General features: G+C 71.2%; 22 protein-coding genes and 1 pseudogene. 11 read left to right on the top strand and 12 right to left on the bottom strand.

The genetic code is table 11. The features are described 5' to 3' along the window. Positions 1–96 precede the first annotated feature (96 nt). Together ACWIE7_RS11720 and ACWIE7_RS11715 are read left to right on the top strand one after the other, a co-directional pair. Positions 97–1,188, top strand: coding sequence for an NAD(P)/FAD-dependent oxidoreductase (locus ACWIE7_RS11720; protein ID WP_454069295.1), 1,092 nt, complete (start codon positions 97–99; stop codon positions 1,186–1,188). 57 nt (positions 1,189–1,245) lie between these two features. Beyond that, a pseudogene (locus ACWIE7_RS11715) lies at positions 1,246–1,884 on the top strand (class I SAM-dependent methyltransferase); the annotation flags it as partial. A gap of 80 nt (positions 1,885–1,964) precedes the next feature. Here ACWIE7_RS11715 and sepX read toward each other — a convergent pair. The 4 genes from sepX to ACWIE7_RS11695 form a co-directional block, all read right to left on the bottom strand. Next, complete coding sequence (gene sepX / locus ACWIE7_RS11710; protein ID WP_452098695.1) at positions 1,965–3,206, bottom strand: divisome protein SepX/GlpR; 1,242 nt, start codon at positions 3,204–3,206, stop codon at positions 1,965–1,967. Between the two features lie 120 nt (positions 3,207–3,326). Beyond that, a complete protein-coding gene (locus tag ACWIE7_RS11705) occupies positions 3,327–3,974 on the bottom strand; it encodes a GNAT family N-acetyltransferase (protein ID WP_452098694.1) in 648 nt (215 codons plus the stop codon). A 23-nt stretch (positions 3,975–3,997) separates the two neighbouring features. Beyond that, positions 3,998–5,260: a molybdotransferase-like divisome protein Glp gene (gene glp / locus ACWIE7_RS11700; protein WP_230930069.1), complete on the bottom strand. Its 1,263-nt coding sequence runs from the start codon at positions 5,258–5,260 to the stop codon at positions 3,998–4,000. 266 nt (positions 5,261–5,526) lie between these two features. Continuing rightward, on the bottom strand, positions 5,527–6,426 hold the full coding sequence (locus ACWIE7_RS11695) for a UTP--glucose-1-phosphate uridylyltransferase (RefSeq protein ID WP_454069294.1): 900 nt from the start codon (positions 6,424–6,426) through the stop codon (positions 5,527–5,529). A 108-nt stretch (positions 6,427–6,534) separates the two neighbouring features. Here ACWIE7_RS11695 and ACWIE7_RS11690 point away from each other — a divergent pair, with 108 nt between their 5' ends. The 4 genes from ACWIE7_RS11690 (at position 6,535) to mscL (ending at position 8,803) form a co-directional block, all read left to right on the top strand. Further along, positions 6,535–7,113 carry a 5-formyltetrahydrofolate cyclo-ligase gene (locus ACWIE7_RS11690; protein ID WP_452098693.1) on the top strand — a complete coding sequence of 193 codons (579 nt, stop codon included), beginning with the start codon at positions 6,535–6,537 and terminating at the stop codon, positions 7,111–7,113. Positions 7,114–7,149: 36 nt separating this feature from the next. Continuing rightward, entirely contained in the window at positions 7,150–7,491 is a 342-nt protein-coding gene (locus ACWIE7_RS11685; protein ID WP_454069293.1) for an FmdB family zinc ribbon protein, read from the top strand. Between the two features lie 191 nt (positions 7,492–7,682). Further along, positions 7,683–8,255 (top strand): hypothetical protein, encoded by a 573-nt coding sequence (locus ACWIE7_RS11680; RefSeq protein WP_452098692.1) that lies wholly within the window; start codon positions 7,683–7,685, stop codon positions 8,253–8,255. A gap of 119 nt (positions 8,256–8,374) precedes the next feature. After that, a complete protein-coding gene (gene mscL / locus ACWIE7_RS11675; protein ID WP_452098691.1) occupies positions 8,375–8,803 on the top strand; it encodes a large conductance mechanosensitive channel protein MscL in 429 nt (142 codons plus the stop codon). Between the two features lie 118 nt (positions 8,804–8,921). Here the strand turns inward: mscL and ACWIE7_RS11670 are convergent, their stop codons facing one another. The 7 genes from ACWIE7_RS11670 to ACWIE7_RS11640 form a co-directional block, all read right to left on the bottom strand. Next, positions 8,922–9,107 carry a hypothetical protein gene (locus ACWIE7_RS11670; RefSeq protein WP_454069292.1) on the bottom strand — a complete coding sequence of 62 codons (186 nt, stop codon included), beginning with the start codon at positions 9,105–9,107 and terminating at the stop codon, positions 8,922–8,924. Next, positions 9,104–9,679: a MogA/MoaB family molybdenum cofactor biosynthesis protein gene (locus tag ACWIE7_RS11665; RefSeq protein WP_452098688.1), complete on the bottom strand. Its 576-nt coding sequence runs from the start codon at positions 9,677–9,679 to the stop codon at positions 9,104–9,106. Before ACWIE7_RS11665 ends, ACWIE7_RS11670 begins: the two co-directional genes overlap by 4 nt. After that, positions 9,676–10,773, bottom strand: coding sequence for a S1C family serine protease (locus tag ACWIE7_RS11660; protein ID WP_452098687.1), 1,098 nt, complete (start codon positions 10,771–10,773; stop codon positions 9,676–9,678). Before ACWIE7_RS11660 ends, ACWIE7_RS11665 begins: the two co-directional genes overlap by 4 nt. A gap of 377 nt (positions 10,774–11,150) precedes the next feature. Further along, entirely contained in the window at positions 11,151–12,542 is a 1,392-nt protein-coding gene (locus ACWIE7_RS11655; RefSeq protein WP_452098686.1) for an ATP-binding protein, read from the bottom strand. 2 nt (positions 12,543–12,544) lie between these two features. Further along, positions 12,545–13,228, bottom strand: a complete 684-nt coding sequence (locus ACWIE7_RS11650) for a response regulator transcription factor (protein ID WP_230930078.1) — start codon at positions 13,226–13,228, stop codon at positions 12,545–12,547. Positions 13,229–13,413: 185 nt separating this feature from the next. Then, positions 13,414–13,584 (bottom strand): 50S ribosomal protein L32, encoded by a 171-nt coding sequence (gene rpmF, locus ACWIE7_RS11645; RefSeq protein WP_230930079.1) that lies wholly within the window; start codon positions 13,582–13,584, stop codon positions 13,414–13,416. Positions 13,585–13,635: 51 nt separating this feature from the next. After that, positions 13,636–13,896 carry a type B 50S ribosomal protein L31 gene (locus tag ACWIE7_RS11640; RefSeq protein WP_230930080.1) on the bottom strand — a complete coding sequence of 87 codons (261 nt, stop codon included), beginning with the start codon at positions 13,894–13,896 and terminating at the stop codon, positions 13,636–13,638. 387 nt (positions 13,897–14,283) lie between these two features. Here ACWIE7_RS11640 and rpmB point away from each other — a divergent pair, with 387 nt between their 5' ends. The 5 genes from rpmB to ACWIE7_RS11615 all read left to right on the top strand — a co-directional run bounded on the left by rpmB (position 14,284) and on the right by ACWIE7_RS11615 (position 16,417). Then, positions 14,284–14,520 (top strand): 50S ribosomal protein L28, encoded by a 237-nt coding sequence (gene rpmB / locus ACWIE7_RS11635; RefSeq protein WP_230930081.1) that lies wholly within the window; start codon positions 14,284–14,286, stop codon positions 14,518–14,520. 1 nt (position 14,521) lies between these two features. Next, positions 14,522–14,686, top strand: a complete 165-nt coding sequence (rpmG, locus tag ACWIE7_RS11630; protein WP_010542298.1) for a 50S ribosomal protein L33 — start codon at positions 14,522–14,524, stop codon at positions 14,684–14,686. A 3-nt stretch (positions 14,687–14,689) separates the two neighbouring features. Next, positions 14,690–14,995 carry a 30S ribosomal protein S14 gene (rpsN, locus tag ACWIE7_RS11625; RefSeq protein ID WP_182633241.1) on the top strand — a complete coding sequence of 102 codons (306 nt, stop codon included), beginning with the start codon at positions 14,690–14,692 and terminating at the stop codon, positions 14,993–14,995. A gap of 10 nt (positions 14,996–15,005) precedes the next feature. Then, entirely contained in the window at positions 15,006–15,263 is a 258-nt protein-coding gene (gene rpsR / locus ACWIE7_RS11620) for a 30S ribosomal protein S18 (protein WP_230930083.1), read from the top strand. Between the two features lie 188 nt (positions 15,264–15,451). Beyond that, complete coding sequence (locus ACWIE7_RS11615; protein ID WP_454069291.1) at positions 15,452–16,417, top strand: AEC family transporter; 966 nt, start codon at positions 15,452–15,454, stop codon at positions 16,415–16,417. A gap of 39 nt (positions 16,418–16,456) precedes the next feature. On the opposite strand, the gene ACWIE7_RS11610 is transcribed toward ACWIE7_RS11615, so the two are convergent. Then, on the bottom strand, positions 16,457–17,170 hold the full coding sequence (locus ACWIE7_RS11610) for a CPBP family intramembrane glutamic endopeptidase (RefSeq protein WP_454069290.1): 714 nt from the start codon (positions 17,168–17,170) through the stop codon (positions 16,457–16,459). Positions 17,171–17,380: the final 210 nt, after the last annotated feature.

The following is a 17,380-nucleotide window of genomic DNA, read 5'->3' as shown; positions in this document are numbered from 1 at the left end:
CACCGAATGCCCGCCGCCGCGGCCGCCGCCTGCGGAACCTTGCCAGACCAGCAATATTTCTTGCAGGTCTCGCACGCCCGCCCGCAGACTGCACTCATGAGCGAAACCCGAGAGAGCAAGGACCGCGGTCGGCGCGACACCGACGACGCGGCCCAGCCGCCCGAAGACCCGACACACCAGAACGCCGCACACGGAGATCCATGGGACACGGTCATCATCGGCGGAGGTGCCGCCGGCCTGTCCGCGGCACTCATGTTGGGGCGCGCCCGCCGCCGCGTGCTCGTGGTGGACGCCGGCGAGCCCCGCAACCGCTTCGCCGCCCACATGCACGGCGTGCTCGGCGACGACGGCACCGACCCGGCCGAACTCCTCCGCCGTGGACGCTCGGAGGTGGCCGCGTACGACGTGACGATCCGTCCGGGCATGGTGACCGGCGTGGACGACAACGACCCCGACGACGACGAGGCCGGCCTCACCGTCCGGTTCGCGGACGCAGCGCCCGCATCCGCGCGTGCACTGATCCTCGCGACCGGGATGACCGACGGCCTGCCGGACATCCCCGGTATCCGGGAATTCTGGGGCACCAGCGTGCTGCACTGCCCCTACTGCCACGGCTGGGAGGTCCGCGGCCGCAGGCTGGCGGTTCTCGGCACGTCCGAGATGTCGCTGCACCAGGCCCAGCTAGTGCGCCAATGGAGTGACGACCTGATCTTTTTCACCGCGGCCGTGGGCGAGCTCGACCCGGACGTCGTGGCGCGGCTGCGCTCGCGTGGGGTGGAGCTCGTGGACACGCCCGTCGCTGCGGTCCTGTCCCGCGACGACGAACTGAGCGGCGTGCGTCTGGCCGACGGCAGCGAGGCGGAACTCGACGCGATCTTCGTGGCCTCGCAAGCCCTCCCCCACGACGACGTCGTGGCCCACTTCGAGCTGGAGCGGGCCACCAACCCGATCGGATCGTTCCTCGCCACGGATATGACGGGCAAGACGAGCCATCCTCGTATCTGGGCCGTTGGCAATGTGGCCAACCCCGGAGCGACCGTTCCGGTGGCGATGGCGGCGGGCGCGATGGCCGGCGGGATGGTCAACATGGCCCTCGTCACCGAAGAGTTCGACCGGGCGGTCCGGGCGGTGTCGGGCCTCGCCCCCGCCACGCCAGTTCACGCCACGCCCTCTCCCGCCGAGCACTGAGAGAGCCGCTATGCCGGGGGCGAGGTCCGCTGGCCGGGAGGTGTCAACGCCAGCACCGCCGCCGTGGTCAGCACACTCGAGGCCGGCGACGTCCTCGAGCTGGGATGCGGGGAGGGCGGCGACGCCGTCTGGCTCGCCGAGCAGGGGTGGCGGGTCACGGCCGTGGACATCTCTCCCACCGCCACCGCCCGCGGCGCCGAGGCCGCGGCCGCACGCGGGGTGTCGGCGAACATCGACTGGGTCGCGCACGACCTGTCCACGTGGGAAACAGAGCAGAGTTTCGACCTGGTGACGGCCAGCTTCTTCCACTCGGAGGTGGAGCTGCAGCGCATCGAGATTCTGCGCCGGTCCGCCGGGTATCTCCGGCCCGGTGGGCTCCTCCTGCTGGTGACGCACGTCTTCGAAAGCGAACACGACATCCCGCCGTGGGGGCGCGAGGCCTCGCGGGAGCGGGCTGACGCCGTCGGCCACGGGCACGGGCGCGGGCACGGGCGCGGGCACGGGCACGGGCACGGGCACGGGCACGCTGTCCACACGATGCCCACGCCGGGCGAGGAACTCGAGGATCTCGCCCTGGACCCGGCGCTCTGGGACGTCGTCACCCAGGAGATCCGCCCGAGGGAGGTCATTTCTCCCGACGGCACTCAGGCGGCCACGATCAAGGACGGCATGCTCCTGCTGCGGCGTCGCACCTGACGTCCGCGACCGAGACGACGACGCCGCGGCCCTCATTCGGGCCGCGGCGTCGAAGCTCGCAAAGGGGGGAGGGGCCGGGGTCAGCCCACCGCGCGGCGCAGCGGCTCGCGGTGCGTCGACCGGCGGTCGTGATGGTCCGGGCCGCTGTCGAGGTCGCGATCGTAGGTGTCCAGCACGTCGAACGCGGGGTCCTCGTCGTCGATCTCCAGGACCACGGCGCCCGGGCGGCGCAGCCGCGGCGGGACAACCGACAGCTCGTCGTCCTCACGCGACTCCACGCCCAGCCGCGCGCGGCGCATCCGCTCGACACGGCGGCGGCGCAGGCTCTCCTCGAGCCGGACCTGGCGGCGCAGGTACGTCAGGTAGGCGGCCAGCAGCAGCACCGCGCCGCCGGCGAACCACCACACGGCCGGGACGGTGAGCAGCGCCGCGATCACGGCGGCCACCGCCAACCCGACGAGCAACAGGGCTGTGCGCTGGCGCGCGTGCGCCCGCTGCTCGGCGGCCTGACGATCCGCCATCGGGTCGTAGGCCCCGCGCCCACGACGCCGCTCGGCGAAGTCCAGATCGGCATCGGTGAGCTCCACCTCGGGCTCGGCATGACGACGCCGACCGCGATGCAGGTGGACGGCCTCGGCATCGATGCCCGCCGCGTCCTCGGCGTGATCCACGCGCCCCGCGGCCGAACGGGCGGCGGGGCGCTCGAGCAGCTCACCGTCGACGACCTCGGGCCGCACCGAGTCGGCGGCGGGCCGGTCCGCGACCGCGCGGGCGCCCCCGGCCCGGACGTCCGTGGTGCGGATGTCGGCGGACCGGACCTCGGCAGCGGTCCCAGCAGCCACGGCTGATGCGGTCCGCTCGTCGACGGAGGCGACGGCCTCTGCCGCCTCGTCGTCGTCGGACACGACGACCGCCGGGATCTCGGAGGTGATCTCCTCGGACAACTCGCCGCCACCCGTGGCGGCGTTGCGGCGTTCCTCCATCGCACGGCGGACGGCCTCGCCGCGCCGGCCCGCCGCCTCCCGGCGCAGGGTCTGCTCGAGCGTGTGCTCCCAGGTCTCGGTGTCGAGCAGTTCGGCGTCGGTGGCTCCGGCTCCGGTCGGCAGACCGAACAGCGACTCCTCGGGTTCGGCCTGCACCGGGTCCGCGGCGGCGGGCCCGCGACTGGGCACGAGTCGGCCCGAGCCGCCGGAGTACAGCGTTCGTGTCTGGGCCAGCGCGTCACCGGTGCGGCGGATGGGATTGCGCGACCGGATGAGCATCGGCGCGAGAACGAACAGCCAGACCACCACCAGCAGGATGATCAGCAGTGAGCTCGACATCGATCAGGCCTCCTCGAGCGTCTACCCCGACTCGGGACGTCGTGGTGAGGTCCCAACCGTAACGGCGGCCGAGCCCGGCTTTGTGGCGGCGCGCCGCAGGTCACGATGCTCAGGACATACTCAGACGCGCTGTGCGAATCCGGCGTCCACGAGCGCGGCCACGGCTCCCCTGCCGTGTTCCTCCCGGGTGCGCGCCACCAGCAGATGGTCCCGCCAGGCGCCGTCCACGTGGAGGTAGCGCCGTAGCACCCCCTCCTGCCGTAGACCGCAACGCTCGAGCACCACGCGGCTGGCCGCGTTCTCCGGGCGGACGGTGGCGTCGACGCGGTGCAGGGCGCCCGGCCCGAGCGCGTGATCCAGGCCCAGGGCCAGTGCCGCGGTGGCCACGCCCGTACCGACGAAGGGCCGGCCCACCCAGTAGCCGATCCAGCCCGAGTGCAGCGCGCCGCGCACGATCCCGCCCACGGTGAGCTGGCCGCAGAACGTGCCGTTCAGCTCGATGGCCGCGGGGATCGTGGCCCCCGCGCGGGCGTAGCGGCGCAGCTGCGAGTGGATTCCGGGCCACGCTCGTGGGGTGTTGTTCTGACTCCAAGGGCCCTCGACCGTGGGTTCCCACGGTTCCAGGTACGCCCGCTCGCCCAGCCGCAGCGCCGACCATTCGCGCGCGTCCCTGCGGCGCACCGGACGCAGGGTCACGACCCCGCCGCGGACACGGAGCGGGCCGGCCTCGATCGGCCAGCCCGGATGGTGGGCGGTCTCGCCCGCCAACGCGCTCCACACGGTCGCGCCGCTCAGCCGCGCTGGGCGAGGAACATCACGTCGACCTCGTCGCCGGCCCGCACCGCGTCGACCTCGGGATCGATCACGACGAGGCAGTTCGCCTCGGCGAGCGAGGCCAGGAGGTGCGTGGAGGCGCCCTGCGCACCGCCGAGTGCCCGGACCAGGTACTCGCCGGTGTCGGTGTCGCGCATGAGCTGCCCGCGCAGGTAGCCGCGACGACCCTCGACCGAGGAGATGGGGGCGACGGTCCGGGCGCGGACCGTGCGGCGCATGGGCTGGCGTTTGCCGAGCGCGATGCGGATCAGCGGGCGCACCATGATCTCGAACACCACCAGCGCGCTGACCGGGTTCGACGGGAGCAGGAAGGTGGGCACCTCGTCGCGTCCGAGCCGGCCGAACCCCTGCACGGAACCCGGGTGCATCGCCACGCGGTTGACCTCGATCTCACCGAGCTCGGCCATCACCTGCCGGATGCGGGTGGTGGCCTCACCGCCCGCGGCGCCGGAGACCACCACGAGTTCGGAGCGCACGAGCTGCCCCTCGAGCACCTCGCGCAGGCGTCCGGGCTCGGTGCTGGCGATGCCCACCCGGTGCACGTCGGCGCCGGCGTCGCGGCCGGCGGCGGTGAGCGCGTAGGAGTTGACGTCGTAGACCTGCCCGGTGCCGGGGCGGGCGTCCACGTCGAGGAGCTCGTCGCCCACCGAGATGACGGACATCCGCGGCTTGGGGTGCACGAGCACCTTGGCCCGGCCGACGGACGCGAGCAGGCCCACCTGGGCGGGCCCGATGATGCTCCCGGCGCGCACCGCCACATCGCCCGGCTGCACGTCGTCGCCGATCCGCCTCACGTAGTCGCCGGTGCGGACGCCACGGGTCGGGGTGATGTGCCGTCCCGACGCCTCGGCCCAGCCCACGGGCAGGACCGCGTCCGCGAGTGTCGGCAGGGGCGCTCCGGTGTCGACGCGGACCACCTGGCCCGGCTGCAGTCGCGTGGGCTGCCGGGAGCCGGCGGTGATCTGCCCGACCACCGGCAGCGTGGCGGGGCCGGACTGCTCGCCCTCGCCGCGGCCGTCTCCGGAGCCGCCGACCCGGACGTCGACGCTGCGCACCGCGTAGCCGTCGATGGCCGCCTGATCGAACGACGGGAGTGGTCGTTCAGCCACGACCTCCTCGGCACACAGCAGACCCTGTGCCTCGGAGATCGACACCCGAACCGGGCGCGGGGCGACCGCGGCCGCCGTCACCAGAGCCAGCTGTTCCTCGACAGAGCGCACCAGTGCCCCCTTCCCGTACCTGTTCCGGCCGAATCAGCCCGCGCCCGCGGGGCGGTGCTCGCCACCGCGCCGCGGAGCCGGGCCCCCGGGTCTCTGTGGGAGAGGGTAGCGGCCATATGCCCGACTTCCGCGGCGGCGCCGCCGAATCCGGGCGTGTTCGCAGCGCACGGGCGGGGTCTCGGCTACGCCCACCAGACCACGCCCGTTCCCCCCGGCGGCCGGTGCCGGCCTCAGGGGGCCGTTGTCGGCGCCGGGGCGGGTCGGTGTCAGGAACCGAGCCGGCCGGCGAGCCACTCGCGCAGGTCGTCCGCGTACGCCGGATTGCCCAGGGCGAAGTCCACGCACGCCTTGATGTAGCCACCGGGGTTGCCCAGGTCATGGCGGGCGCCGTCGTGCACCACCACGTGCACGGGGTGACCCTCGTCGATGAGCATGTCGATCGCATCGGTGAGCTGCAGCTCGCCACCGGCGCCGGGGGCGATCCGCCGCAGCGCGTCGAAGATCACCCGGTCCAGGACGTACCGTCCCGCCGCGGCGAGGTTCGACGGCGCGTCCTCGGCAGCCGGCTTCTCGACCATGCCGAGCACCTTCTTCACGGCCGGATCGTCGGTGTCCTCGACCTCGAACACGCCGTAGGAGGACACGTTCTCCGGATCCACCTCGAACGCGCACAGCACGCTGCCGCCGCGCGCGGCCCGCACGTCCGACATCTGGCCGAGGATCCCGAACGGCAGAACCAGGTCGTCGGGCAGCAGCACGGCGATGGCCTGCTCGTCGGCGCCCAGCTCGGACTCGACCTGCGCGACCGCGTGCCCCAACCCGAGCGGTTCCTCCTGGCGCACGTCCACGACCTCGATCAGGCCGGGCGCGCGCCGCACCTTGTGCAGCAGCACGTCCTTGCCGCGGTCCTCGAGGGTGCCCTCGAGGACCGGGTCATCGGCGAAGTGCGCCATCACGCCGACCTTACGCTCGGAGGTGACGATCGCCAGGCGACCCGCGCCGGCCTCGGTGGCCTCCTCGGCGATGAGCTCGATACCGGGCGTGTCGACGACCGGCAGCAGCTCCTTGGGCACCGTCTTTGTGGCGGGCAGGAACCGGGTCCCGAGGCCTGCGGCGGGCACGACGGCGGTCCGGAACTGCGAGTCGGACGAAGCGGTGGACGTCATGGGCATCACTGTAGACGCAGGACCTGACTCCCCCACGCCACGCCTCGCCCCGAACCCGGCGCCTCTCCTATGAGACGGCGCCCCTCCGTCGCCAGGCAGACTGGGGCCATGGACAAGTCCGAACTGAGGCGGGTGGTGCGCGCCCGGCGCGCCGCGGTGCCGCCGTCGGTGCGCGCCGAGCGCGATGGCGCGATCCTGGTCGGACTGGGAGAGATCGTCTCCGCCGGGATGGTGGTCTGTGCCTATGTTCCCGACGACGACGAGGCCGGCGGCTCCGGACTCCTCTCACGTCTCGTCGACTCCGGCGCGCGTGTTCTTCTCCCCGTCTCCCCGGCGGTGGGCCCGTTGGGATGGGCGGAGTACGCCGGCCCCGCGGACCTGGCGCCGGGCCGTTTCGGCATCCCCGTCCCGTCGGCGCCACCGGAAGGTCCGGAGACGATCGCCGGGGCCGATCTCGTGCTGGTGCCGGCCGTGGCCGTGGACCGCCGGGGCAACCGACTCGGCCGGGGCGGCGGCTACTACGACCGTTCCCTTCAGTTCGCGGGGCCACGCACCCGCCTGCTGGCGCTACTGGATACCGAGAACGTGGTCGAGCGCGTCCCGGTCGAGGCCCACGACCGCGCGGTGGACGGCGTGATCACGGAGGAGGGGCTTCTCGACTTCGAAACCTGGCACTCAGCGGAGTAGAGTGCCAGGCGTTGTCCCTGCTCCCCGGGAGGCCCCATGCCCACCTATTCGTACCGCTGCCGCGACTGTGACGTCGCGTTCGACATCCAGCAGTCCTTCGACGAGGACTCGCTGACGGACTGTCCGCAGTGCGGGGGCGGCCTGCGCAAGCTGTTCAACACGGTGGGCGTCGTGTTCAAGGGCTCCGGCTTCTACCGCACCGACAGCCGCGCCGGCGCGGGCTCGTCCGGCGGCACCGGCTCGTCGGGCAACTCCTCCGGAGGCTCCTCGTCAGGTTCCTCCAGCGGTGGCTCTTCCAGCAGCGGGTCCTCGAGCAGCAGCTCGTCGGCTTCCAGCTCCTCCGGCTCGAGCTCGTCCGGCAGCTCGGGCACCACGTAGGCAGCACGTAGCCGCCGCCTCGGCGTCGTCGTCGCACCGAACGCCACCGCCTGCCGCAACCGGTTCTCCACAGGCCGCTCCCCCTCCACAGGCGCCGGCTCCCACGCCGTTTTCCTCGATTGGTCGGGGCCGACCGCCGGTACCGTCGGCCCCACACCGCCGCCCTAGGCGCCGACCGACGGGGGATCCACATGCGCGGGACCATCGCCACCGCGACCGCACCGGGTCGTTGGCGGCGCCGACGCGCCGCTCGAATCGCCCTCGCGGGTGCGCTCGTGCTGGCCGCGCCGTTCGCCGGCGGGGCCGACGACGCCGAGGACGCCACCGCCGGGGACCTCACCCCCGCTCACGGCGGCCTTCCCGGAAGCTCGGGAACCCTCTCGGACTTCTCCCCGCACCGCCGGTCGGCAGACGGCGAGGCCCTGCGGGTCGTTCCCATCCCGCTCGCCGACCCCGCGGTGGCCGACGTCCTCAGCCCCGGGGACCTCGTCGACCTCGTGGCCGTCGCCGCTGCGGGCGCAGAGGCAGCGAACACCGGCACCGCGCGCGCTGACGCCGCAGGCGCGAATGCGGAAGCGACCCCGGACCACGACGTGGCGACCGGGGGCGCGCCGGTTGTCGTGGCCCGGGCGGCCCGCGTCCGCGACGCTCCGCCCGCGCGCACGGGAGGCCGGTCGATCCTCGTCGAGGTCCCCGAATCCGCCGCGCCGGAGCTGGCCGCGACCGCCGCCGGGACGCCGCTCGCGGTGATCGTCCATGGATGAAAACTACTGTTGACAGTGCTTCGGATCCGGTCGGAGGTGTTGGTACTATCCGTCCGCACCACACACGAACGCACGGCCATTCACATGATGGACCGGGCACTGACAGGTAGGAGTGCGCGATGCTCAAGGGCTTCAAGGAATTCATCATGCAGGGCAACGTGATCGACCTCGCGGTCGCCGTTGTCATCGGTTCGGCGTTCGCCACCATCGTCGACGCCTTCACCACGGCGATCATCAATCCGCTCATCGCACTTCTCGGCGGCAACAAGGAGATCGGATTCGCGGTCCAGCTACTGCCGGACAATCCCGAGACCATCATGGACTTCGGGATGCTCGTGACCGCGATCATCAACTTCCTGCTGATCGCCGCGATCATCTACTTCGTCCTGGTGGCACCGATGAACTCGATGAAGGAGGCCGCCGCCAAGCGCAAGGGCGTCGAGGCCCCCGCGAGCGACAACGACCTCCTGGTCGAGATCCGCGACCTGCTCGCCGGCCGTCCCCTGACGCACCCCTCCGACCCGCAGAGCCCCTCCAGCAACCTGTGACCCGCAGCCTGCCAGCTCACCGGAACCGGGCGCGGGCGGGAGATCCGCACAGCAGAGAACCCCTGCTCCTCACCTGAAGGAGCAGGGGTTCTCTGCGTGGCCGACCGGGGACCGCGGTTCAACCGTGATGGGGTGGGCGCTGCTCGCGCCACCAGTCGTCGTCCAGGTGACCGTCCCGCCCGCGCCGCTCGTCGGAGGTGGTCACGGGCAGGGTCTCGTCGAACACGGCGTCGAGCCGGGCCTTGTCCGGGCGGGGTCTATCCGACCCGGCTGTGTCCGGCCGGGCCGTGCTCCGGTCGGTCACAACTCGTCGAGGTCCGACAGCTGCGCCACGACGTAGGAGACCAGCGGGCACAGGGTGGCCATGCCATCGCGGATCGCGGCCCGGCTCGGTGCCAGGTTGGCCACGACCGTGCTGCCGGAGACCCCCACGTAGCCGCGGGACACGATCGAGTCGACCGCACCGGCGGTCAGCCCGGACGAACGGACGGCCTCGGCGATACCCGGCAACCGCTGGTCGAGGATCTCCTCCGTCACCTCGGGCGTGATGTCGCGGGGCCCCACGCCCGTGCCGCCGATGGTGACCACGAAGTCGAAGCCACCGACGACCGCCGTCTCCAGCGCCTTACGCACCTCGGTCTCCTCGGCGGCGACCCCCACCACGCCGCCCACGAGGAAGCCCTCTTCCTCAAGCAGTTCGGTGACCAGCGGGCCGATGGTGTCCCCGTGTTCACCGGAGCGGTCGGTCACGAGCACCACCATGGCGCGGCCCGCGATGCGCGGCTCCACGGGCTCGGCCGCCTCCGGATCGAACTCCACCTCGGTGGGCAGCCTGCGGCCTCCGGGCAGTGCCCGCGGATCGAATCTGGTGCTCATCTCGCCTCTCCCAGTACAACGTCGACGGTGGTCGGCTGCTCGCCCTCACGTGCAGCATAGGTGACACTGATCGTCTCCCCGGGGGCGTGGGAGCGGATTGCCGCCACCAGTGCGTCGCCGTTCTCGATGATGCGCTCCCCGACGCGGCTGATGATCGCCCCGTCACGGATATCCGCCTCCGCCGCCGGCCCGCCGGCCTCGACCCCCCGGACGAGGGCGCCGTCACTCCCGGGCGCGTCACTGACCGAGACCCCGAGCATCGCCCGCGTGGCGAAACCCTGCTTGATCAGCTGATCGGCGATACGGCGGGCCTGATCCACGGGGATCGCGAACCCGAGGCCGATCGACCCGGAGTTCCCGGAGCCCAGGGAGGCGATAGCCGAGTTGATGCCCACCAGCTCACCGTTCATGTTGACCAGGGCGCCACCCGAATTGCCGGGGTTGACGGCGGCGTCGGTCTGGATGGCGTTGATCACCGTGCTCTGGTCGGACTGCGCGCCGCCGGCCCGCACCGGGCGATCCAGCGCGGAGACGATACCGGTGGTCACGGTCCCTGACAGCCCCAGTGGCGAACCGACCGCCGCGACCGCCTGGCCTTCCTTGAGGTTCGCCGACGTACCCAGGGAGACCGGCGTGAGCGCCTTGGACGTGTCCGCCTTGATGACGGCGATGTCGGTCGCCGGGTCGGTACCGATGATCCGGGCGGGCGCCTTGGATCCGTCATCGAAACGGACCTGGATTTCGCCGCCTGCAGCCGCCATACCGACCACGTGGTTGTTTGTGATGATCAAGCCGTCCTGGGTGAGGATCACGCCCGATCCTTCGCCACTCCCGGTCTGGCCGCGCACGGCGATCGAGACGACGCTCGGCAGGACCTTGTCCGCCACCGCCTCGGCGGTGCCGTCCGGCGCCTGACTCTCCGGCTGCGACATGCTGATCGGCGAGGAGAGCCCCCCACCGGAGCCTCCGGCGACACTCGCTCCGACCCAGCCACCCAGACCGCCCGAGACCAGCATCGCCGCGATGATCCCCGCGACGAGCAGTCCCCGGCCGGGCTTCTTCTCCCGCGGAGCACCCGGCTCCGACGGGTCCATGGGCTGCGGCCCGGTAGCGGGAGGGAACACCGAGGTCGGCTGGGGGCCGCCGGGACCACCGGGAAAGGGCTGGGGACCGCCGGCAGTCGGCTGCGCGCCCCCACCGGTCCCGCTTCCGCCACCCGCGCCCTGCGCCTGTCCCTGTAACGGGCCGGCATACGGGTTCTGCGGGCCGTGAGGACCCTGTCCCCCATGCGGATACTGTCCCGCAGGTTGCCGACCGTGACCGCCCGCTCCCGTACCTGTTCCCGACGCCCATTCGTCGCCGGACCCGGATGTACCCGGGACTCGACCGTTCTCGTTCTCCATACCCGCCATCGTCCCCCACGGTGCTGTGTGTCCGCTGAAACGAGCCTGGAATCGCGCCACCAGTCGGTTCAGACGGAAGACTCCTCGCTACCCGGAAGAGTCACGCGTACTTCCGCGCCTCCCCCCTCGGCTTCGCCGACCTCGACGGTGCCCCCGTGCCGCGTAACGACCTGATGCACGATGGCCAGCCCGAGCCCGGACCCCGGCATGGCCCGCGCCTCGCGCGAGCGATGGAAACGCTCGAACACCAGCTGTCGGTCCGACTCGGGAATCCCCGGCCCCTGATCCGCGACGGTCAGCTCCATCACCGCCTCGGAGATCGGGCGCATGCGCACTGTGACGGTCCCGCCGCCGGGGCTCCACTTCGCGGCGTTGTCGCAGATGTTGAGCACGGCCCGCTCGATGCCGGCGGAGTCACCGAACGAGTACCAGGGAACGAGCTCGACCCGGAAGTCGACGTCGTGTCGCCGACGCCGGACGCGCTCGAGCGCACGCTCGACGGCCTCGGACACCGCGACCGGCTCCAGCTCGACCTCCCCGGAGTCCTCGCGAGCCAGCTCGACCAGATCGCCGACCAGCTGGCTCAGCTCGGAGATCTGCCCCACCACGTCGACCGCGAGTTCCCGACGATCGTCGTCCGGGATCGACGGCGCGCCCGGACGGCTTGCCGCGATGAGAAGCTCCACGTTGGTCCGCAAGCTGGTCAGAGGGGTCTTGAGTTCATGGCCGGCATCCGCGACGAGTCTCGCCTGCCGCTCCCGACTCTCACTGAGCGCGATCAGCATCTGGTTGAACCTGGTGGTCAGCCGTGCGATCTCGTCGTCCCCGGTGACCGGGATGGGCCGTAGGTCGTCGGTGCGCGCGATCCGCTCGACCGCTCTGGTGAGTTTGGCCACCGGCGCCAGGCCGGTCCGCCCCACCGCGGTGCCCGCGACCGCGGCCAAGGCTATCCCCGCCGCCCCGACCAGGGTGAGTACGATCGCGAGCCTGTTCAGCGTCGCCCGGGTGGGGCCGAGGTCCTGGGCCAAGATCAGGGTGGAGCCGTCGCGAACGCCGACGGCATAGATCTGTTTGCCCCCGGAGGCGCGCAGGCTCGACTCCGCCTCGCCCCGAACCACCCCGATCTCGGGTGCGCCGATCTGGAACGGCTCGCCGGTCGCGGTGCGACCGCCCGACGGGGCGATGATCTGCGCGTCGAGGTTCGGGTTGAAAGCCCGGAGCGCGATGAGCGTACTCCGGGACTGCAGCGCGAACTCCGAGGCGAGCTGGCTGTTGACCAGCTGGTCCGCCTGCTGTTGGAGCCGCTCGTTGACGCCCTTGTACAGGGACCCGGACACGACGAAGTAGGCCGCGACGGCCATGAGAGCCACAGCGACCCCCACCGAGCTCGCCGCCAGCAGGGTGACCCGCTGGTGCAACGAGATCGGTGTGGAGTTCCTCCCGACCGTGCCGGCTGCCACCGCTACGGCGTCTCGCGCAGCACGTATCCGACACCACGGACGGTGTGGATGAGCCTGACCTCTCCCTCTCCCTCGGTCTTGCGCCTGAGATAACCGATGTAGACCTCGAGCGCGTTGCCGGAGGTCGGGAAGTCGTAGCCCCACACCTCTTCGAGGATGTGGCTGCGTGTCAGCACCCGTCGCGGGTGGTGCAGAAGCAGCTCGAGCAGCGAGAACTCGGTGCGGGTGAGCTGGATCCGTCGTTCGCCTCGCGTGACCTCCCGGGTCGCGAGATCCATGCGCAGATCCTCGAACTCCAACACCTCGTCGGCGTCCTCGGACTCGGGCCCCCGGCGGCGCAGCAGTGCCCGCAGACGCGCCAGCAGCTCCTCCAACGCGAACGGCTTGGGCAGGTAGTCGTCGGCGCCGGCGTCGAGCCCTGCCACCCGCTCGGACACCGCATCACGGGCGGTGAGCATCAACACCGGCAGGTCGTCGCCTCGGCTACGGAGGATCCGGCACACCTCGAGGCCGTCCCGACGGGGCATCATCACATCGAGGATCACGGCATCGGGACGGTCCTCGTCCACCATCTCGATGGCCTCGATCCCGTCACCGGCCAGGTCGACCTCGTATCCGTTGAACGTCAGCGAGCGTCGAAGCGATTCGCGCACCGCCTGGTCGTCGTCTACCACGAGGATCTTCATGACGCTCAGTCTCGCGCACGCGCCTGAACCCCTGCTGAGGAATCACAGAGTGACGCTGAAGACGGCCCCTCAGACGCCGACGAACCCGGTGGCTCCCTGAGGATCCACCGGGTTCGTGACGGGCGTGTGCGTGCGGCGCGCCGGGCACCGCCGTACTCGGCTGATCGGAATCAGCCGGAGGCGGTTCAGCGGTCGAGGTCGACCAGGCCGAGCTTCGCGGCCTTCACCAGACGACGGGGAAGGACGACGGCGCGGCCGTCGACCTTGGTCTCCTGGAGGGCGACGTTGTCAGCCTTCCACTGCGAACGACGGGAATGGGTGTTGGCGCGCGAGAGGCGGCGCTTGGGAACTGCCATGATGTGTGTCCTCGGGTTAAAAGGTGGATCGGGGCGCGTGCGCCCCGCGGCTCACTTGGCGCGGCGGGTGCGGTTGCCGTAGCGGCGCTGGAACTTCTCGACGCGGCCGGCGGTGTCCATGACACGCTGCGCGCCGGTCCAGAACGGGTGCGACTCGCTGGTCACGTCCACGACGATCAGCGGGTAGGACTGGCCGTCCTCCCACTCGACCGTGCGGTCGCTGGTGGCGGTGGAACGGGTGAGGAACTTGGTGCCCGTGCCCGAGTCCTGGAAGACCACCGGGTGGTAGTCGGGGTGGATATCGTTCTTCATAACTGGATCCCTCTAGCTCGGTAGAAGACTGTGGGTCTGGCGCTCGCCCCACGAGTGGGGCGCGCTGTGGCCAGTGGCCGAACCGGGGAGTCCGGTCTCAGCACACGCATCGGTAGATCGTACCCGTATGATGGCCGAGCACCCAATTCGAGCGCGGACGCCCGCCGCCCGGCGCGGCGTGAGCGGCGGCGATACCACCACTGACGTGCCGATTACCGTTTCGGGCCACCGGCTGCGTAAACTAGACCATCGCTGTTGTCTGCACGTTTGCAATCGCCTCTCAAGGTGTTCGCGACGTGGCGATCCGCTCTTGCTCCGGCCCCGGCCGGAGGACGAGCGTTCCTCCGCCGCGCGCCACCGAGGACGGGGCGGAAGGAGAACCACGCCATGTCGGCGCATTGCCAGGTAACGGGACGGAAGCCGGGTTTCGGCAAGTCCGTCTCGCACTCACACCGCAGGACCAACCGTCGCTGGAACCCGAATGTCCAGCGTCGTAGCTACTTCCTGCCCTCCGAGGGTCGTCGCGTCACGCTGACGGTCTCGACGAAGGGCATCAAGACCATCGACCGCGACGGCATCGAGGCCGTGGTGGCCCGTATCCGTGCCCGTGGGGAGAAGATCTGAGATGGCCCGTAACGACATTCGTCCCATCATCAAGCTGAAGTCCACGGCCGGTACCGGGTTCACGTACGTGACCCGCAAGAACCGTCGTAACAACCCGGACCGCATCGTCCTCAAGAAGTTCGACCCGGTCGTCCGTAAGCACGTCGAATTCCGAGAGGAGCGCTGACCCGTGGCCAAGAAGTCCAAGATCGCGCGCAACGAGCAGCGCAAGGCTAAGGTCGCCCGGTTCGCCGAGCGCCGCGCCGAGCTCAAGGCAATCATCAAGAACCCCGAGAGCTCGGACGAGGCACGTATGGATGCCCAGACCGCGCTCAACAAGATGCCGCGTGACGCCTCGCCCGTGCGGGTGCGTAACCGCGACGTCGCCGATGGCCGCCCGCGCGGCTACCTCCGGAAGTTCGGCCTTTCCCGCGTTCGCATGCGCGAGATGGCCCACCGTGGCGAGCTGCCCGGTGTCACGAAGTCGAGTTGGTGAGTAGGTAATCATGGCTAAGGCACGTAGCACCCCGTCCAAGAAGGCCCGGGCCCAGGAGGGCCGCCGGCCCAAGAAGAACCCCTTGAAGGTCGCCGGCATCGAGACCGTCGACTACAAGGACGTCAACACCCTCCGCACGTTCATCTCCGATCGTGGCAAGATCCGTTCGCGCCGCGTCACCGGCCTGACCCCGCAGCAGCAGCGTCAGGTCGCCGTGGCGGTCAAGAACGCCCGCGAGATGGCTCTGCTGCCCTTCACCAGCCGCTGAGTCGTCGCTAGGCGCGGTCTCAGACAGCGCCCGCTCGTCCTGCGCGTGCCCACCGGGCCGCCGACTTAAGGCAACAGCAACCCGATCGGGGCTGTGCCTCCTGAACAAGGAGCGCACGGCCCCGATCGGCGTTACCGCTGGTCTCCCCCGCGCCCCCTCCCGCCGCCTGATCCGAGGAGCTCCCCACCGTGGCAGGTGTCCTGAACGGCTTCGCCGTGATCGTCGCACTCGTCGCCCTGGGCTGGTTCCTCGCCCGGACCGATGTCCTCGGCAGCGACGCCCGGCTGGTCCTCAACCGGCTGGTGTTCTTCGTCGCCACCCCGGCACTGCTGTTCGACTCGCTCGCCCGCACCACGCTCGACCAGGTCTTCACCGGCGTGTTCGTGGTGTCCGCGGTCTCCGCGATCATCATCGCGGTCCTCTACATGGCCATCGCCCGGATGTGGCTCCGACGACCCGCGTCCGACCTGGTGATCGGCGCGTTGTCCGCCGGGTACGTGAACTCGGCCAACCTCGGCATCCCCATCGCTCTGTATGTCCTGGGCGACCTCGGCTTCGTCATGCCACTGCTGTTGTTCCAGGTGGTCGTCCTCCAGCCGATCGCCATCGCGGTTCTCGAGCGCGCCCAGGCGCGGGATGCCGACCGGACGGACGGCACCCACGGGAACGGGGGCGCCCTCAGCGGTGCCCTGGGCGCACTCGTGCAGGCCATCCGCACCCCGATCGTCCTGGCGGCGCTCGCGGGGGTCGTGATGGCTGCCGTGCCGTGGACCCCGCCGGAGACACTGCTGGAGCCGGTGAAACTCATCGGCCAGATCTCCGTCCCCGGCGCGCTGTTGGTGTTCGGCATGTCGCTCTACGGCGTGAAGGTCCTCGAAGCCGGGGCGTCACCACGCCGCGAGATCTGGCTCGCGAGCGTTCTCAAGCTCATCGCGCACCCGCTCCTCGCCTACGCCCTCGGCGCCGAGCTGCTCGGGATGCAGGGCCACGAGCTGCTCACCGTGGTGGTGGCGGCCGCGCTGCCCACCGCACAGAACGTGCTCGTCGTGGCCACGCGCTACGGACACGGGATACTCCTCGCACGGGATTCGGCGGTCATCACCACGCTCGGTGCGTTGCCGGTCCTGCTGCTGGTCTCCGCGCTCCTCGCCTGAGGCCGGGCCCGGCCCGGCCCGGTCCGGCCCGGTCCGCGGTCAGAGTGCCCCGGCTCCGGCCACCACACCCGTGAACACGATCGCGTTGTTCACCCCGTGCAGCACGATCCCGGGCACGATCGACCGGTACCACTCGGCCATAGCGCACAGCGCGATCCCCACCACCAGCAGGTACGGCAGCGCGGGCGGCACGAAGTGCACCGCCGCGAACACGCCTCCCGCGAGCGTGATGCCCACCGCGGCCCGGTACCTCGCCCGCAGGGCCGGCAGCACGATGCCCCGGAACACGATCTCCTCGACGACGGGTACGAGAACGGCCACGGTGACCAGGCCCAGCACGACGTAGGCCGGGCCGCCGGAGACGAGGTCGCCGAGCGCCTCCGAGACCGCGTCGTCCCCCGTCTCCCCGGCGGGGGCGAGCGGGAGGAGGACGAACATCGAGGCCACCATGCCCGTGCCCATCACCGCCGGGATCTGCCACAGCAGATGTAAAGGCGACCTATCCGGACGTCGCAGGCCGAGGTCCGCCCATCTCAGCCGCCGTCGGCGCAGCAGGTGGGTCCGGACGGCGGCGAGCGCGGCCACCGCGGTGCCGGCCAACACGGCCAGGGCCAGCGGGGCGGCGGGTGGTCGTCCACTTCCCCACTCCCGCACCGCGAGCATCCCGAGAATGACGACGACGACGGCGCCGACGATGTAGACCAGCACCCAGCCGAGAGCAGCCACCGCGACCCGCCCCCGGATCGGTGTCATCCAGAGTCCCGGGGCGCCGTGTGGTGCGCCGGTGGCCGGAAGCGGCTGTCGAGGCCCGGGGAGGTTGTTCACGGCCTCCAGTCTGCCCGGGCAGCCGGCCCCGGCCCGGAAAGGGTGCGGCCCGGAAAGGGAGCGACCCGGAATGGGTGCGGTTCGCCGATTCGCGGGCAGCACCACGCCGGCGCCCCGGCCGGCACGAGGGTGCCGACC

The organism is Dietzia sp. NPDC055343 (assembly GCF_053645265.1).
The sequence above is the reverse complement of the archived record's forward strand: the minus strand, read 5'-3'. Positions and strand labels throughout refer to the sequence as shown.

Excerpts from the sequence above, each read along its gene's own strand:
- rpsR (WP_230930083.1), top strand. The coding sequence starts at position 15,006 with ATGGCTAAGGCACGTAGCACCCCGTCCAAGAAGGCCCGGGCCCAGGAG.
- ACWIE7_RS11640 (WP_230930080.1), bottom strand. The coding sequence starts at position 13,896 with ATGAAGAACGATATCCACCCCGACTACCACCCGGTGGTCTTCCAGGAC.
- ACWIE7_RS11685 (WP_454069293.1), top strand. The coding sequence starts at position 7,150 with ATGCCCACCTATTCGTACCGCTGCCGCGACTGTGACGTCGCGTTCGAC.
- sepX (WP_452098695.1), bottom strand. The coding sequence starts at position 3,206 with ATGTCGAGCTCACTGCTGATCATCCTGCTGGTGGTGGTCTGGCTGTTC.
- mscL (WP_452098691.1), top strand. The coding sequence starts at position 8,375 with ATGCTCAAGGGCTTCAAGGAATTCATCATGCAGGGCAACGTGATCGAC.
- ACWIE7_RS11695 (WP_454069294.1), bottom strand. The coding sequence starts at position 6,426 with ATGACGTCCACCGCTTCGTCCGACTCGCAGTTCCGGACCGCCGTCGTG.
- ACWIE7_RS11720 (WP_454069295.1), top strand. The coding sequence starts at position 97 with ATGAGCGAAACCCGAGAGAGCAAGGACCGCGGTCGGCGCGACACCGAC.
- ACWIE7_RS11610 (WP_454069290.1), bottom strand. The coding sequence starts at position 17,170 with ATGACACCGATCCGGGGGCGGGTCGCGGTGGCTGCTCTCGGCTGGGTG.
- ACWIE7_RS11665 (WP_452098688.1), bottom strand. The coding sequence starts at position 9,679 with ATGAGCACCAGATTCGATCCGCGGGCACTGCCCGGAGGCCGCAGGCTG.
- ACWIE7_RS11680 (WP_452098692.1), top strand. The coding sequence starts at position 7,683 with ATGCGCGGGACCATCGCCACCGCGACCGCACCGGGTCGTTGGCGGCGC.
- rpmB (WP_230930081.1), top strand. The coding sequence starts at position 14,284 with ATGTCGGCGCATTGCCAGGTAACGGGACGGAAGCCGGGTTTCGGCAAG.
- ACWIE7_RS11690 (WP_452098693.1), top strand. The coding sequence starts at position 6,535 with ATGGACAAGTCCGAACTGAGGCGGGTGGTGCGCGCCCGGCGCGCCGCG.
- ACWIE7_RS11660 (WP_452098687.1), bottom strand. The coding sequence starts at position 10,773 with ATGGACCCGTCGGAGCCGGGTGCTCCGCGGGAGAAGAAGCCCGGCCGG.
- rpmF (WP_230930079.1), bottom strand. The coding sequence starts at position 13,584 with ATGGCAGTTCCCAAGCGCCGCCTCTCGCGCGCCAACACCCATTCCCGT.
- rpmG (WP_010542298.1), top strand. The coding sequence starts at position 14,522 with ATGGCCCGTAACGACATTCGTCCCATCATCAAGCTGAAGTCCACGGCC.
- ACWIE7_RS11650 (WP_230930078.1), bottom strand. The coding sequence starts at position 13,228 with ATGAAGATCCTCGTGGTAGACGACGACCAGGCGGTGCGCGAATCGCTT.